Raw genomic sequence first — 14,999 nt, forward strand, 5'->3', positions numbered from 1 at the left:
CCCGGCCAGCGGCAGCCATCACGGCTGCTCCAGCACGTCGAAGCCGCGGCGCAGGAAAATCGCCTGCGCCTGCGCTGAGCGCAGCCAGGCGACCAGTTGTCGCGCCGCGTCCTGGCGCGGCCCCTGCAGCGCAGCCACCGGGTAGATGATCGGCGCGTGGCTGTCGGCAGCGAAGGTGCCGGCGATACTGACCTCGGGCTGGGCCTTGGCATCGGAGGCATAGACGATGCCCAGTGGTACTTCGCCACGCGCGACCAGCATCAGCGCGGCGCGCACGTTTTCCGCCTCGGCCAGCTGATGCCTGACGCTGTCCCATTGACCCGTGGACTGCAATGCCTGGCGTGCGTACTTGCCGGCCGGCACGCTGCGGGTCAGGCCGACCGCCAGCCGTTGCCGGCCCAGCGCCGCGGCGATTGAGCCAGACAACGCCGGATCGACCTGCAGCGGCCGCGAGGCAGGCGCAACCAGCACCAGCTGGTTGCCAAGCAGCTCATGGCGGTCGCCGGCGCTGACCTTGCCGCGTTGTTGCAGGTAATCCATCCAGGCCAGATCCGCCGAGAAGAACACATCGGCCGGCGCACCCTGTTCAATCTGCCGCGCCAACGCGGAGCTGCCCGCATACGAAACCCGCAGCGGGGTGCCGGTAGCGGCTTGATAGGCGATCGCCACTTCATCCATCGATTCCTTCAGGCTGGCGGCGGCGAACACGGTCAGCGGTGGCCTGGTCTGGCGACTCTGGGCGCCTGCCTGTACGGACAACAGCAAGGCCATCAGCAGCATCGCCCAACGTGCGGCGGTGGCGTGTCGAGGTCGACGGTGCTGATGGTTCATCGCGGTTCCCTGGCGGTGACGGAAAAGTGGTGGTCGCAGGCGGTTACGTGTCGGCAGGTCCAGTCTGTCAGGGCTCACCCAGGCTCTGGTTCAACAGCGCCGCCAGGTGTTGGCCTCCGGCTTGCAGTTGCTGCTCCATCAGGGACAGATGCTGGTCGACATAGGTTTGTGGCAGGACGCCGGGTCTGGCCGGATAGAACCCCGGCTGCACGACCAGCGAGCATGAGTGCTCGGCCCACTGCACGGCGGTGTCGGCAGGCAGGCGGCCGGGCGCGGAAGGTTGCGCCGGCAACGCCTGCAGCCGCGTCAGCCATTGCGATTCGCGCAGGCCGGTGCTGTTCAACATTCCGCTGTCCCACAGGCTGTGCAGGTTGCTGCCCTTGTCGCGGTAGTTGATCTGGAAGGTGTTGCCGCCCTTGTCGGACAGATAGCCGGCATGCAGCGGCTGATGGATGTCGCCGGCAAAATGGACGACGAACTTCAGCGCCTGCAGGCGCTGCTCGCGCGGGAGCGAGCGGTCGGCCAGCAATGCAGTCTGCGCGCGCAGCGCCTTGACCACGTCGCCATGGGGGTCTTCGGGCCTGGGCGGATAGTGACAACCGTTCTCGGCGATATTGACGTAATGCCAGTGCGAGGTCTGTTTGAACAGTTCGGCGTTGGTATCGCGCAGATTGTCGGCCCAGTTGGCGATGCCGGCCAGGCTCGGCTCGGCTTCGCCGGCCAGCAGCGAATGGACCTGGGCCTGGGCCGCGGGCGTGAGCCGTGACTCAGCCAGCTCGGCCACCAGCCGGTGGCCGGTCGGGCCCCAGGCCAGTGCTGGCGCGGAGGCTGCCAACAGCGCGCCCGCTAGCAGGGCGCGCCGGTAAACAGTAACAAAAGCGGTCGGATTCATGCCGGCCACTTTAACCGACCTGATCCAACCGCGGCATGACGCCCGGGGCGTGGCTTCAGAACGTGATCACATAAGCGACGCCGTAAACCGTCGGGTCGACGTGGGCGGTACCGATGTTCTGGCCGTCAAGCTTGACGTCGGTGTCGATGTCGATCCAGCGCGCATCGATGCGGAAGGCGCTGTTGTCGTTGACCGCGATATCGACGCCGACGTGCGCCGCCGCGCCCCAGGAATCGCCCAGCTTCAGCTTCTGGCCGTCGAGCGGGCCGGCGGCGTCCTCGTCGAAGAAGGTGGTGTAGTTGAGGCCGACGCCGACGAAGGGCGAGAACCGGCCCAAATCATTGAAGTGGTATTGCAGGCTGAGCGTCGGCGGCAGCTGCTTGGCGGTCCCGATCCGGCCAAGTCCGCCGGCATTGATGGTGTGCTTGAACGGGGTCGAGGCCAGCAGTTCGATGCCCAGGTGGTCGGCGATGAAGTACTCGCCGGTGAAGGTCGGGCGTACCGAGCTTTCGATGTTGACCGGCAGGGTGCCGTTGACCAGCTTGCCGCTGTCGGCATCGGGGTTGACCGCGTGGATGCCCACGCCCAGGGTCCAGTCGCCCTTGGACTGGGCCATGGCGGGTGCGGCGGCACAGGCGGCGAGGACGAATGTGGACAGGAGCAGGGTGCTTTTCATCAGCGATTCCAATGGGGGAGACAAGCCGCGATCATCGGTCCGGAGCGATGGCCGCGCCTTGATCCGGATCAATCCGGCCGCCGCGGCGGGGCCCTGTTAGAATGAGCGCCCCTAACCCGCTAACCGGCCGCCGGGCGTGGCCGCAGGAGTCCGCTGAAATGTCGATCAAGGTTGGTATCAATGGCTTCGGCCGCATTGGCCGCAATGTGTTGCGCTCCGCCGTGCAGAATTTCGGCAACGACATCGAAATCGTCGCCATCAATGATCTGCTGGAGCCCGACTACCTGGCCTACATGCTCAACTACGACTCCGTGCATGGCCGTTTCAAGGGCGACGTGAAAGTCGAGGGCAACACCCTGGTCGTCAACGGCAAGAAGATCCGCCTGACCCAGGAGCGCGACCCGGCCAACCTGAAGTGGGACGAGGTCGGCGCCGAGGTGGTGATCGAATCGACCGGCCTGTTCCTGACCAAGGACACCGCGCAGAAGCATCTGGATGCCGGCGCCAGGAAGGTCATCCTGTCGGCCCCGTCCAAGGACGACACGCCGATGTTCGTCTATGGCGTCAACCACAAGACCTACAACGGTGAAGCGATTGTTTCCAACGCATCGTGCACCACCAACTGCCTGGCACCGATTGCCAAGGTGGTCAATGACAAGTGGGGCATCAAGCGCGGCCTGATGACCACCGTGCACGCCGCCACCGCCACCCAGAAGACCGTTGATGGTCCTTCCAACAAGGACTGGCGCGGTGGTCGCGGCATCCTCGAAAACATCATTCCCTCCAGCACCGGCGCGGCCAAGGCGGTCGGCGTGGTGATTCCGGAATTGAACAAGAAGCTGACCGGCATGGCGTTCCGGGTGCCGACCAGCGACGTGTCGGTGGTCGACCTGACCGTCGAGCTGGAAAAAGACGCCAGCTATGCCGAGATCTGCGCGGAAATGAAGGCGCAGAGCCAGGGCGCGCTGAAAGGCATCCTGGGCTATACCGAAGACAAGGTGGTGGCAACCGATTTCCGCGGCGAGACCTGCACCTCGGTGTTCGACGCCGAAGCCGGCATCGCCCTCGACGGCACCTTCGTCAAGCTGGTCAGCTGGTATGACAACGAATGGGGTTATTCCAACAAGTGCCTGGAAATGGTCAAGGTCGTGGCCGGCAAGTAAGCAGGCCAAAGTCCGCAGCAAACGAAAAGGCGCCCCGCAGGGCGCCTTTTCTATCGCCTGATTGGCAGCGCCGGAAGTTTGAACCAGGCGAGCACTGGTCAGGGCGCGGCAGGCGGATTGTCGCCGCCGGCATCCATCGCCTGCGCCGGTCGCGCCGAGGCCGGCAGTTCGCCGGTCAAGGCGTGCAGGAAGGCGACGATTGATGTCACCTGGGCGTCGGTCAACTCGCGATCCAGCTGGTATTTGCCCATCAGCTGCACGGTGCTGGCCAGACTGTCCTGCGAACCGTCGTGCAGATAGGGGGCGGTCAATGCGATGTTGCGCAGGGTCGGCACCTTGAACACATGCCGGTGCTGCTCTTCGCCGGTAACGTTGAATCGTCCCAGATCGGCATCGGTGAGGTTGCCGCGGTCGGCAAAATAGTCGTGATACACGCCCATCCGCTGATACTGGGTTCCGCCGACGTTGATGCCCTGGTGGCAGGTGGTGCAGCCAACGCTCTTGAAGGTCTGGTAGCCCTCGATTTCGACTGGCGACAGCGCGGTCGCGTCGCCATTGAGGTAATCATCGAATCGCGATGGCGTCACCAGCGATTTTTCGTATTCGACAATCGCGTCCAGGGTATTGGCCTGGGTGATGCCATCCGGGTACAGCGCGGCGAACGCCGCCGGGTAGTCGGCATCCTGTTGCAGGCGCGGCACGATCACCGACCAGTCGCCGCCCATTTCCACCGGATTGAGCACTGGCCCGGCGGCCTGTTCCAGCAGATCCGCGGCCCGTCCGTCCCAGAACTGGACGAAGTTGTGGCGGGCATTGAGCACGGTGGGCGAATTGATCGGCCCGATCTGGCCGTTGATGCCGATCGAAGTGACGCGTGGTTCGGCGCCGCCGTGATCCAGTGAATGGCAGCTGGCGCACGATAACGTGGCGTCGCCGGACAGCCGGGTGTCGTGGAACAGCTGTTTGCCGAGTTCGGCCCTGGCGACATCGAAATCAGCCGGTGGCAGCGGCTTGACCAGTTCGCTGCTCGCCGCTGGCGTCGGTTCGACCACCGCCGCGGCGCCGGCCTGCTCGCGTTTGCATGCCGGTGTCGTCGCCAGCGCTGCCAGCAGGACAGCGGCGATCGGCCATCGGCGGTGGACGAACAGGTGGCGGCTGACGCAGAGCAGGGTTGCATTGCACGCCGCTTGTGCCGCGCCGCGCTGCGGGATGCTGGTGGAATGGGAAAAGCGTACTGATGCGCCTGTCGTGTCCATGACATGTCCCGTGGGGCAGGAGAAACCGGACTCCCTTGCCTCACCGACCCTAACAGCATGCTTTCGCGAAAGCATTTTACATTTAGAATCGGAGCGGGCCGGATCGCCAGCCATCAGCCATGGTTGGCGTGGTCGCGGCTGCTCCCTATTTTTCTCAAAGGAAACCCGATGTCCATCGTCCGCATGACCGATCTCGACCTCACTGGCAAGCGTGTGTTGATCCGCCAGGATCTGAACGTGCCGATCGATGATGGCCGGATCACCTCCGAGCAGCGCATCAGCGCGTCGCTGCCGACGTTGCGGCTGGCGTTGGAGAAAGGTGCCGCGGTGATGGTCACCTCGCACCTGGGGCGGCCGAAGGAAGGCGTCTGGTCGCAGCAGGAATCACTGGCACCGGTGGCGACGCGCCTGTCGCAGCTGCTGGGCGTCGAGGTGCCGCTGATCAAGGATTGGGTCGACGGCGTCGAGGTGCAGCCGGGCCAGATCGTGCTGCTGGAAAACTGCCGGATGAATCCGGGCGAGGGCAAGGACGACGAGACGTTGGCGAAGAAGTACGCCGCCCTGTGCGACGTGTTCGTGATGGATGCCTTCGGCACCGCGCACCGCGCCCAGGCATCGACCCACGGCGTGATCCGCTTCGCCCCGGTCGCCGCCGGTGGTCCGCTGCTGATGGCTGAACTGGACGCGCTGGCCAAGGCGCTGGACAAGCCGGCGCGTCCGCTGCTGGCGATCGTCGCCGGCAGCAAGGTCTCGACCAAGCTCGAACTGCTGTCCAACCTGGTCGGCAAGGTCGACCAGTTGATTGTCGGCGGTGGCATCGCCAACACCTTCATCGCCGCGCAGGGCCACGGCGTCGGCAAATCTCTTTATGAAGCCGACCTCATCGATACCGCGAACAAGATTGATGCCGATGCCAAGGCACGGGGCGCCGACATCCCGGTGCCGACCGACGTGGTTGTCGCCAGCGAGTTCAAGGCCGATTCGCCGGCCAGCGTCAAGCCGGTCGATGCGGTGGCCGACGACGATCTGATTCTCGATATCGGTCCGGACACGGCCGCGCGCTATGCGGCGATGATCAAGGCGGCGGGGACCGTGGTCTGGAATGGACCGGTCGGCGTGTTCGAGTTCGATGCCTTCGGCCAGGGCACCGAAACCCTGGCGCGGGCCATCGCCGACTCGCCTGCGTTCTCCATCGCCGGTGGCGGCGACACCCTGGCCGCGGTCGACAAATACGGCATCGCCGATGAGGTCAGCTACATCTCCACCGGTGGCGGTGCGTTCCTGGAATTCCTGGAAGGCAAGACCCTGCCGGCGGTGGCGGCGCTGGAGGCACGCGGCAAGTGAGCACCGATGTGGTGTTCTTCGATCTGGACGGGACGTTGATCGATTCGGCCACCGGCATCACCCGTTGCGTCGCCCATGCGTTGACCCAACTGGGCGAGCCGGTACCGGAACAGCAGGTGCTGCTGGGCTGGATCGGGCCACCACTGCGGACCAGCTTCGCGCCGTTGCTGCAGGACGAGGAAAAAGTCGTGCGCGCGGTCGAGCATTACCGGAATCGTTTCGAAAGCCATGGCTGGGCCGAACACGAGATCTATCCAGGCATCGAGGTCTGCGTGCGCGCGCTGCATGATGCCGGCCACCGGTTGGCGGTGGTGACCGCCAAGAACGAACCGCATGCGCGCAGGATCGTCAGCCATCTGCCATTCGGCGAATGCTTTGAAGATGTCATCGGGGCGACCGCCGATGGCAGTCGCAGCCACAAGCCGGAGTTGATCAGCGAAGCGTTGCAGCGATTGTCACTGGCGGCGGAACAGTGCTGGATGATCGGTGACCGGCGGATGGATATCGAGGGCGCGCGCCACCACCGCATGCGCAACATCGGCGTGCTGTGGGGCTTCGGCGGCGAGCAGGAACTGCGCGATGCCGGTGCCATGCAGCTGGCGCAGACACCGCAACAACTGCCATCCATCATCGCCGCCTGAACGCCATCGGCCGGCTGACATTTTGCGCAATCCATGTGCAGACGCAGCAGCGGCGCGTGCTTTCTCAGACCAAAAAAATACCACTCGCCAATGGTTGCGGATGAGGCGGAAAACCGCTGTTTTACAGGGGTTTTCCGCACTTCCGAAGTCTTGTCCCGGGACAGCCGGAGTGACCGGCGGACGCATGCGTGCAACGCACGTTGCAGCGTCAAAACGGTGTGATAGCGTTGCTGGTTTAGAAGGACCCTGCCATGACCGAACGCCAACGCCGCACCAAGATCCTCGCCACCCTCGGACCGGCCACCGACCCGCCCGGCGTGCTCGACAATCTGTTCCGTGCTGGCGTCAACGTGGTCCGGCTGAACTTCTCCCACGGCGATCCGTCCGGCCAGGCCAAGCGTGCCGCGGCGGTGCGCGCCGCCGCCGCCCGTGTCGGCGCCGAAGTCGGCATTCTTGCCGATCTGCCGGGTCCCAAGATCCGCATCGAGAAGTTTGCCGCTGGCAAGGTACAGCTGAAGGCCGGTGATCGTTTTGATCTGGTGGCCAGCGCCGATGCGCCGCCCGGTGATACTGCCCAGGTTGGCGTCAGCTATCTCGGCCTGCCCGGCGACGTGCAGCCCGGCGACGTGTTGTTGCTGGATGATGGACTGATGCAGTTGCAGGTCGAAAAGGTCGAAGGCGATCGCATCATCAACACCGTGCTCAACGATGGCGCGCTGTCGGATCGCAAGGGCCTCAACAAGCAGGGCGGCGGGCTGTCGCTGGGCGCGCTGACCGAGCGCGACAAGGAACTGATCGGCATCGTCGCCCAGATTGGCGTCGACTTCATCGCGGTGTCGTTCTGCCGCAATGCCGAGGACATGAATGAAGCGCGCCGGATCGCCCGCGGACACGGCTGCGATGCGGCACTGGTATCGAAGATCGAGCGTACCGAAGCAATCGAGAACCTGGCCGAGATCGTCGATGCCAGCGACGTGGTGATGGTGGCGCGCGGCGATCTGGGCGTGGAAATCGGCGATGCCGAATTGCCCGGCCTGCAGAAGAAGATCATCCGCGAGTCACTGGCCCGCAACCGGGTGGTGATCACCGCCACCCAGATGCTGCAGTCAATGGTCGAAAGCCCGATCCCGACCCGCGCTGAAGTGCTGGACGTGGCCAATGCGGTCATCGATGGTACCGACGCGGTCATGCTGTCGGCCGAAACCGCTGCCGGTGCCTATCCGGTCAAGGCGGTCGAGGCGATGGCCCGGATCTGCCTGGGCGCGGAAAAGCAGTTCGAGATGGACACCGATTTCGAGAAAGCGCCGCGCAACCTGTCCCGTGCCGACCAGGCCATCGCGATGGCGGCGATGTTCCTCAGCGAGCATATCGGCGTGCGTGCGATCGTGGCGATGACCGAATCCGGTGGCACTGCCCGCTATCTGTCGCGGTTCCGTGCCAACGCGCCGATTTATGCGTTTTCGCGTCACGACGGTGCGCGCCGCAAGATGGCGATGATGCGCGATGTATTCCCGATTGCGTTCGACACCCGTGGCCTGGCGCCGCGCGAGGCCGCGCGGGAGTCGCTGCGCTGCCTGCGTGATCGCAACCTGATGGAGCCCGGTGACCGGGTGATCTTCACCAGCGGTGACCACATGGAGAAGCACGGCGCCACCAACACCATGCGCCTGCTGCAGATCGACTCCGACGGCAACGCCGAGGGCCTGGGCGAGCTCTAATAAAGCGCACTCTAATCAAGCGCGCTGTGTAAGCAGGCGAGCCGCAGGGCCACGCGCTTGAAGCCGGCCAGCGCCGGCGACAGTGCTGGCCGCCAGTGAGCGCCGGTTGCGATGGTGGGCCGCAGTCATCCAACCGCGGCATCACCCACGTCCCGGCCCGACTCAGTCAGCCAGTTCGGTGTACTTTTCGATAAGGTCCTGGCGTGCCGGGGTCCAGCTGGAAATCATCTCGCCGGTCGGGCTCAGGCAGATGGTGTTGTGCTCGACGTTGGCCGCCACCTGGGTCGCATCGCCCGGATACATGAGATGGCGATGCTCGCCGTTGACCGCTTCGAAACGGCCGGAAACGATCACGTCGGTTTCCTCGTTCGGATGATGATGGGTGGTCGGGAAGCCGGGTCCGGTGAACCAGAACTTGGCGATCATCAGTTGCTCGGTATAGGAGATGACCTGCATCGTGATGTGTTCGTTGAGCTGGTACTTCTTGTAGGTTTTCTGCGTCATTACTGGCTCCTTGAATGGCTGGGGCATGTGCCGCGCACGGCGGCGGCCCGGGCGGATCCGCTACCCATGGACCTGTGCCAACCTGGACAGGCCGACCCGCCGGGTCGGGCTGCTGGATGGCTTGCCCACCGGCGTCAGCATGGCTGGCGTGGCGGACCGGCGCTGAAAGCGCGGCCCAAGTATGGCCATGCCGATACGGACGGGGAATGCTCCGGCTGCATTACTTAGTCAGGTCACAATTGGCACGGCGCCCGGGCAGTGGCCGCAATCGCCGGATTGACGGGTCATCGATGCCGGGCGCGGTGGCGGACCGATCTTCAGCGCCGGCCCCCGCTGGCGGCATCGCGTCCCATAATAGGCAGGCATCGTTGCTGTCACCCATGTCGTGCCCGCTGTGAACTGGGCTACAATTGGTATCTTTTCTTCCCTCAGCCATCCAGGAAACCCCATGAGCATCGAACAGCTTGCCGAAACCGCCCAGGCGATGGTCGCCGCGGGCAAGGGCATCATCGCGATTGACGAGTCCACCGCCACCATCGCCAAGCGCTTCGCCGGCGTCGGCATCGAGAACACCGAGGAAAACCGCCGTGCCTACCGCGAGCTGCTGCTGACCACGCCCAGGCTGAGCGACTACATCTCCGGCGCCATCCTGTATGACGAAACCATCCGCCAGTCGACTCGCGACGGGGTGCCGTTCGCCAAGTACATGGCCGACAACGGCATCATCCCGGGGATCAAGGTCGACAAGGGCACCCACCCGCTGGCCGGCTGCCCGGGCGAAGTGGTCACCGAAGGCCTGGATGGCCTGCGCGACCGGCTCAAGGAGTACTACAAGCTGGGCGCACGCTTCGCCAAGTGGCGCGCGGTGATCAACATCGGCGAGGACATCCCGTCCGGTACCGCCATCGAAGCCAATGCCCACGCGCTGGCCCGTTATGCCGCGTTGTGCCAGGAATGCGGCCTGGTGCCGATGGTCGAGCCGGAAGTGCTGATGGATGGCGACCACGACATCCAGACCTGCTACGAAGTCACCGAAGCCACGCTGCGTTCGCTGTTCGGCGCACTGTACGAGCAGAACATCCTGCTGGAAGGCACCATCCTCAAGGCCTCGATGGTCGTGCCCGGCAAGGACTGCGAAGAGCAGGCCAGCATCGAGGAAGTCGCCGAGTCCACCATCATGTGCCTGAAGAGCACGGTGCCGGCGATCCTGCCGGGCGTGGTGTTCCTGTCCGGTGGCCAGAGCGACGACGATGCCACCGCCCATCTCGACGCCATGAACCGCATCGGCAACCTGCCGTGGCCGCTGTCGTTCTCGTATGGCCGCGCCATGCAGTCGGCGGCACTGGCGCTGTGGTCGAAGGATCTGAAGGGCAACTTCGCCAAGGCCCAGTCCACCGTCTACGAACGCGCCAAGGCCAATGGCCTGGCCGCACTGGGCAAGTGGGAAGGCTGATGGTCGCACCCGGCGGCTGACGTCGAGTGCCCATGGGCGACAACACCGGCTACGTGCCGGTGTTTTTTTTATTACTACAAGGAGCCGTGCGTATGGAACGCATCCGATTCCGCCGCTTGGCGGTCTACTTTCTTTCGTTCGGGCTGGCTCTGCCGGCATTGACCGGCACCGCCGCAGCTGCCAGCCATGACGATACCTACTTTGTCCGTCAGGAAGTCGGTCCGGTGGACGGGCCCGCACTGATCACCCAGCAGATGCTGATGCCGGTGACACTGGAAGCCGACGGTAAAGGCAGCCGCATGCGTGCAAGTACGGTCTGGTTCGAGCTGGATGCCGGCGCCGGTCAGCACGGTAGTTCCTACAAACTGGATGCCAGGTATGCGGACGATGCAGCGGTCGCGGCGTTCCTGGCCAGTGGCATCGAGACCCGGGTCGATGGCAAGGGTCGCGTGGTGTCGGTGGGCGCTGCCGACCCGCAGGCGCTGGAAGCGGTGGCCAGACACCGGCCAGGTGTGCGTGATGCACTGGCCCGTATTGGTGATGCGGTCGGCTTGCGTCCATTCGTGCTTCCACGACGCCTGCACGTCGGTCAGCGCCTGCACGAGAAGCAGCAGGTGCCGGGGATAGGCGAACTGGCCTGGACGATGCAGGTCATGGCGGTCGGCGCCGAACAGGTGGAACTTGAAATGCAGGCAACCGCGTCCGAGGGGACTTCACTGGCCGGCTATCAGATTCTGCGGCGGGATTCCGGCATGCCGGTGGAGGCGTGGTTGCAGATGTCATTGCCCGACGGGCTGGTGCCAGGCCATAGCGAGCCGATGCAACTGCGGATGCGGGTCATCAGCCAACATCATGCGAAGACGCTGAACGCGGTCCAGCAGGATGCGGAAACCTGGAAACGTTATGTCAATAACCTGCATGAGCTGGCAGCGTCACCTGAATTCCGTGGCGAAGTGGTGCCGACGGACGAGCTCAAGGATCTGGACGGCAACCTGGAACGGGAGTTGATACTTCCACAGCGTTCGGAAGCCGAGTTGGAGCGCTTCCGCAATGGCCTGGTCTTTGCGCTTGATGGAACAGGAGGCACTCCGCGCCCGGAGATCAGGCTGGGCGGGCAATACGATGTGTCCTTGCCGGGCGAGTGGCCAAAAATGCTCCGCATGCGTTTGAAGCGGGCCCGTTTGCTGGATGCGAACGGTGAGCAGCTGCCGGGTGTCAAGACGGTCGCCAATCGCCTGTTCGAAAACATGGCCGCCGCGGAGTGGGAATTGAAAGAGCGCGACGAGGAATTCCCGTTCCGCTTGCCACCGGCGCTGCCGGCCGCGGCACTGGAAGGGCTGGCTGCAATAACACTGGAGCTGGAACTGGGCGAGTACGTATTGCAGGACCGGACCGTGGTTGCCAATGGAAAACAGGCCGGATCATCGTCACCCGTTCTGGACTGGTCGACGCACTGGGTGGAGTTGAGGCAGCCCGAACCGACTGGTGCCGAGCTCTGGGTCATTGCGCCGATGGACAAGCGGGGCCTTCCTGTCCGACACGGAGTCATTGAATATGACGATAAGCTGCTGCGTCCGGAATCGGAAAACATGCGATGGCCACTTTACTCCTCGCAAGAGCATGACTGGCGCTACCGGGTACTGACCGCGGAACCCGTTGGTGCGGTCGAGCTGCGGCGTTACACGCTGAGGTGGCGGCCGACGACATGGACCTTCCGCAACGGCAAGGACATGCTGGACGGCGGCGCGCTGATAGGCGTCCGCCTTGCCGCTGAGCCGACAGGTTTGCCGTCATCAACAGTATCCGGGCAGGCGCTGTTGGATGCTTTCGGCACGCTGGTCGATAAAACCGATAGTGGGGTGCGGATACCGCTGCATGGGGATCTGCAGGATGTTGCCGTCAGGTTCTGCGAAGTGGGCGCATCGTCGTTGGCGAACGTGCCTGCGGTTGGATGGGACAAACGCAGCCGTGAAGATATTTTCTGGTCACCCGACCACGAGGATTGGGTTGGCTGGTCCATCAGTCGGTTCGCCTTGGGTGATCAACCGGTAACCGCCCGGGCAAACTGTCCGGAGCGGATCGAGCCGGCCGTCGAGCAGCTGCATCGTGGTAGTTGCTTCCAGGATCTCGGTAACGGTTACGTAGGCGTTGCCGCTGCCTGCAAGGCCGATGTGGATCGCGCACGCGAACAGGAGATGCTGGTGGCCCGCGATGCCCAGGGGCAACGATTGGCTGAACTTCCGGGCCCATCTGAAGAAGAGAATGAAGAGCGGCTACGCTTCTGGGGTCCGGTGGATACCATCGAGTACCTGCGGGTGGATGCATCGACGGTCCACCGCGACCTGCAGTTGCCGACAGCTGAACACTGATGACCGCGGCGAGCAGGCCTGCGGCAGGCGGACAGCGTGTCATCGCAAAAACCGGGCCTGGACCAGGCCCGACACGCGGCTCATGCCGGCGTAAGTAGCAGATGACAAACAGCGCTGACGGCCGCTACAAAAACAAAGCGGCGGGCATCATGCCCGCCGCTGGTTTGATTCAGGTTGCGGTTGCGCGGTCGAGCTAGTAACCGGTGATGCCAATGCTGCCGTTGTACGGAATGCTGACGCTGTCGACGGCTTCCAGCTCTTCACCGTTCATCCGATAGGCGACCAGTTTGCTGGCATTCGGATACATCTGGTACAGATAACCATCCTTGCTGGCCCAGGAGTCGACCGGGCCACTGGAAACCTTGCCGTCGGCGATGAAGGTGCCGTCGCCCTCGACCTTGCCAAGGCCATCGCGCGCGCCTGCGATGCTGTCGCCGTCGATCCGATAGCTGGTCAGGTCACCACGGACGAAATTGGTCGCGTAGGCAAACTTGTTGTCCGGGCTCAGCGATATCCAGCAGACGTCGGCCGGTGCTTCGGTGGTGTCGAGGGTGGCGCTGGCCAGCTTGGAGACGTTGACCGTGCCGTCGGCATGCAGCTTGCCGAGCACCACACCGTCGCTCTTGGCCAGGGTGTTGACGAAGGTATCGCTGCTGCCATTGAGGAACACCAGCGCGAACGGTTCGGCGCCGCCGGCGTCGTTGATCACCGGTGTGCCCAAGGTGCCGTCATCGGCAATCGGGAACACCATCAGCCCGTTGGTGTTGTCTTCGTTGGCCGATACCCGCACCTTCGGGGTCGTGCCCGGCGGCGAGAAGTCGTTGTACAGCACGTTGACCAGGACGAAGCGACCATCGGGCGAAACCGTGATCTGGACCGGAACGCGGCGTTGCAGTTGCCCGGTGTTGACCGTGGTGCTGATGCCGGTGTTGACGAGCTTGCCGGCGTCGACCTTGAATGAGCGGATGTGATTGGGGCCAAAGGTGTGCAGCACATACAACGTGTTGCTGTGATCGTCGTAGCTCAGCGAGCTGGGCCTGCCGGATTCGCCGGTCGGCTGCCGGTCGATCTGGGTCAGCTTGCCGTCGTCGGCGACGCTGAAACTGCTGACACTGTTGTCACCGGCATTGACGATGAACAACTGCCGCCAGTCGCGACTCATGGTGATTGCACCCGCGCTGGCCAGCGTGTCGGGTGCCGAAGCCTGGCCGCTGAGTGGCTTGAATTCGCCAGTGCCCGCGCCGCCGGTGGCGATTTTCTCGACCTCGACCAGGCTGCCGTCACTGCGCCGGGCGAAATGGATGACGTGATTGTTGACCTCGTTCGAACTCACGTAGACGTGCGAATTGAGCAGCGTTGGCGCGCTGGCCTGTTCCGCCGGATCGGAAGATGTGTTCGACGTACCTGGGTCGGCGCTGCATGCGGCCATCGCGACGGCCATCAGGATGCCGAGTAAACCTGTTCTGTTCATGTTTGATTCCCGGTGTTGACGCTCGCGCCATGGGGCGAGCCGGACTCATGAGTCTGCGGGATCAAAAAGCACGGGAACAGACGAATACGTGGAAAAACCTTAAAGACTGACTTGCGTGACATATGAGGTCGTGATGTTCCGCCGCCGGCAGATCAAGCGAACAGCTGCAAGGCGCGAAAACCGTAGTGAACTGCAGCATCATGCCGTTGCCTTGCGCGGATGTTTCGCCCGGCGGCAAACAATGGCATTGTGCGCGAATGAGACTGCAGGGCATCCATCACGTCGCCATCATCGCCGCGGACTACCCGCGCTCGCGGCACTTCTACACGCAGGTGCTGGGCCTGAAGATCATCGCCGAACACCATCGTGCCGAGCGCGACTCGTGGAAGCTGGATCTGCAGCTGCCCGATGGCAGCCAGATCGAGTTGTTTTCGTTTCCCTCGCCACCGCCACGGCCCTCGCGCCCGGAAGCCTGTGGCCTGCGTCACCTGAGTTTCGCGGTCGAGGATCTGGACGCGGCGGTGCAGGCACTGCAGGCAGCCGGGGTGGTCTGCGAGCCGTTGCGGGTGGATGAATATACCGGCGCCAGGTTCACCTTCTTTGCCGATCCGGATGGCCTGCCGCTGGAGTTGTACGAGCGACGCCCGATCTGATCCGGCAGCCGAATGGAAAAAGGCGGCC

General features: G+C 64.0%; 13 protein-coding genes. 7 read left to right on the top strand and 6 right to left on the bottom strand.

Going from position 1 to position 14,999, the window contains the following annotated elements:
• Positions 1-18: 18 nt before the first annotated feature.
• The 3 genes from modA to ABB29_RS07510 all read right to left on the bottom strand — a co-directional run bounded on the left by modA (position 19) and on the right by ABB29_RS07510 (position 2,399).
• Complete coding sequence (modA, locus tag ABB29_RS07500) at positions 19-831, bottom strand: molybdate ABC transporter substrate-binding protein (protein WP_211260703.1); 813 nt, start codon at positions 829-831, stop codon at positions 19-21.
• A gap of 67 nt (positions 832-898) precedes the next feature.
• Positions 899-1,723: a S1/P1 nuclease gene (locus ABB29_RS07505; RefSeq protein WP_057658002.1), complete on the bottom strand. Its 825-nt coding sequence runs from the start codon at positions 1,721-1,723 to the stop codon at positions 899-901.
• A 55-nt stretch (positions 1,724-1,778) separates the two neighbouring features.
• Positions 1,779-2,399 (bottom strand): OmpW/AlkL family protein, encoded by a 621-nt coding sequence (locus ABB29_RS07510; protein ID WP_057658003.1) that lies wholly within the window; start codon positions 2,397-2,399, stop codon positions 1,779-1,781.
• A gap of 158 nt (positions 2,400-2,557) precedes the next feature.
• Here ABB29_RS07510 and gap point away from each other — a divergent pair, with 158 nt between their 5' ends.
• Positions 2,558-3,562, top strand: a complete 1,005-nt coding sequence (gene gap / locus ABB29_RS07515) for a type I glyceraldehyde-3-phosphate dehydrogenase (protein ID WP_057658004.1) — start codon at positions 2,558-2,560, stop codon at positions 3,560-3,562.
• A gap of 98 nt (positions 3,563-3,660) precedes the next feature.
• On the opposite strand, the gene ABB29_RS07520 is transcribed toward gap, so the two are convergent.
• Positions 3,661-4,818, bottom strand: coding sequence for a cytochrome-c peroxidase (locus tag ABB29_RS07520; protein ID WP_083487621.1), 1,158 nt, complete (start codon positions 4,816-4,818; stop codon positions 3,661-3,663).
• A gap of 168 nt (positions 4,819-4,986) precedes the next feature.
• Here ABB29_RS07520 and ABB29_RS07525 point away from each other — a divergent pair, with 168 nt between their 5' ends.
• The 3 genes from ABB29_RS07525 (at position 4,987) to pyk (ending at position 8,521) form a co-directional block, all read left to right on the top strand.
• Complete coding sequence (locus ABB29_RS07525) at positions 4,987-6,162, top strand: phosphoglycerate kinase (RefSeq protein WP_057658005.1); 1,176 nt, start codon at positions 4,987-4,989, stop codon at positions 6,160-6,162.
• Positions 6,159-6,803: an HAD hydrolase-like protein gene (locus tag ABB29_RS07530; RefSeq protein ID WP_057658006.1), complete on the top strand. Its 645-nt coding sequence runs from the start codon at positions 6,159-6,161 to the stop codon at positions 6,801-6,803. Before ABB29_RS07525 ends, ABB29_RS07530 begins: the two co-directional genes overlap by 4 nt.
• 251 nt (positions 6,804-7,054) lie before the next feature.
• Positions 7,055-8,521, top strand: coding sequence for a pyruvate kinase (pyk, locus tag ABB29_RS07535; RefSeq protein WP_057658007.1), 1,467 nt, complete (start codon positions 7,055-7,057; stop codon positions 8,519-8,521).
• Positions 8,522-8,683: 162 nt separating this feature from the next.
• Here the strand turns inward: pyk and ABB29_RS07540 are convergent, their stop codons facing one another.
• The gene (locus tag ABB29_RS07540; protein ID WP_057658008.1) at positions 8,684-9,025 is read right to left on the bottom strand and encodes a cupin domain-containing protein; all 342 of its coding nucleotides are present in this window, start codon (positions 9,023-9,025) and stop codon (positions 8,684-8,686) included.
• 448 nt (positions 9,026-9,473) lie between these two features.
• On the opposite strand from ABB29_RS07540, the gene ABB29_RS07545 reads away from it, so the two are divergent.
• Together ABB29_RS07545 and ABB29_RS07550 are read left to right on the top strand one after the other, a co-directional pair.
• Positions 9,474-10,478, top strand: coding sequence for a class I fructose-bisphosphate aldolase (locus tag ABB29_RS07545; RefSeq protein ID WP_057658009.1), 1,005 nt, complete (start codon positions 9,474-9,476; stop codon positions 10,476-10,478).
• Between the two features lie 32 nt (positions 10,479-10,510).
• Positions 10,511-12,847 carry a hypothetical protein gene (locus ABB29_RS07550; RefSeq protein WP_157062547.1) on the top strand — a complete coding sequence of 779 codons (2,337 nt, stop codon included), beginning with the start codon at positions 10,511-10,513 and terminating at the stop codon, positions 12,845-12,847.
• 193 nt (positions 12,848-13,040) lie between these two features.
• Here the strand turns inward: ABB29_RS07550 and ABB29_RS07555 are convergent, their stop codons facing one another.
• Positions 13,041-14,318 (bottom strand): lactonase family protein, encoded by a 1,278-nt coding sequence (locus ABB29_RS07555; protein ID WP_083487623.1) that lies wholly within the window; start codon positions 14,316-14,318, stop codon positions 13,041-13,043.
• A gap of 257 nt (positions 14,319-14,575) precedes the next feature.
• Here ABB29_RS07555 and gloA2 point away from each other — a divergent pair, with 257 nt between their 5' ends.
• Complete coding sequence (gene gloA2, locus ABB29_RS07560) at positions 14,576-14,971, top strand: SMU1112c/YaeR family gloxylase I-like metalloprotein (RefSeq protein WP_057658012.1); 396 nt, start codon at positions 14,576-14,578, stop codon at positions 14,969-14,971.
• Positions 14,972-14,999: the final 28 nt, after the last annotated feature.

It is taken from the genome of Pseudoxanthomonas dokdonensis (assembly GCF_001431405.1).
In the GTDB taxonomy this organism is placed as follows: Bacteria; Pseudomonadota; Gammaproteobacteria; order Xanthomonadales; family Xanthomonadaceae; genus Pseudoxanthomonas_A; species Pseudoxanthomonas_A dokdonensis.

Excerpts from the sequence above, each read along its gene's own strand:
- modA (WP_211260703.1), bottom strand. The coding sequence starts at position 831 with ATGAACCATCAGCACCGTCGACCTCGACACGCCACCGCCGCACGTTGG.
- ABB29_RS07505 (WP_057658002.1), bottom strand. The coding sequence starts at position 1,723 with ATGAATCCGACCGCTTTTGTTACTGTTTACCGGCGCGCCCTGCTAGCG.
- ABB29_RS07510 (WP_057658003.1), bottom strand. The coding sequence starts at position 2,399 with ATGAAAAGCACCCTGCTCCTGTCCACATTCGTCCTCGCCGCCTGTGCC.
- gap (WP_057658004.1), top strand. The coding sequence starts at position 2,558 with ATGTCGATCAAGGTTGGTATCAATGGCTTCGGCCGCATTGGCCGCAAT.
- ABB29_RS07520 (WP_083487621.1), bottom strand. The coding sequence starts at position 4,818 with ATGGACACGACAGGCGCATCAGTACGCTTTTCCCATTCCACCAGCATC.
- ABB29_RS07525 (WP_057658005.1), top strand. The coding sequence starts at position 4,987 with ATGTCCATCGTCCGCATGACCGATCTCGACCTCACTGGCAAGCGTGTG.
- pyk (WP_057658007.1), top strand. The coding sequence starts at position 7,055 with ATGACCGAACGCCAACGCCGCACCAAGATCCTCGCCACCCTCGGACCG.
- ABB29_RS07540 (WP_057658008.1), bottom strand. The coding sequence starts at position 9,025 with ATGACGCAGAAAACCTACAAGAAGTACCAGCTCAACGAACACATCACG.
- ABB29_RS07545 (WP_057658009.1), top strand. The coding sequence starts at position 9,474 with ATGAGCATCGAACAGCTTGCCGAAACCGCCCAGGCGATGGTCGCCGCG.
- ABB29_RS07550 (WP_157062547.1), top strand. The coding sequence starts at position 10,511 with ATGGGCGACAACACCGGCTACGTGCCGGTGTTTTTTTTATTACTACAA.
- ABB29_RS07555 (WP_083487623.1), bottom strand. The coding sequence starts at position 14,318 with ATGAACAGAACAGGTTTACTCGGCATCCTGATGGCCGTCGCGATGGCC.
- gloA2 (WP_057658012.1), top strand. The coding sequence starts at position 14,576 with ATGAGACTGCAGGGCATCCATCACGTCGCCATCATCGCCGCGGACTAC.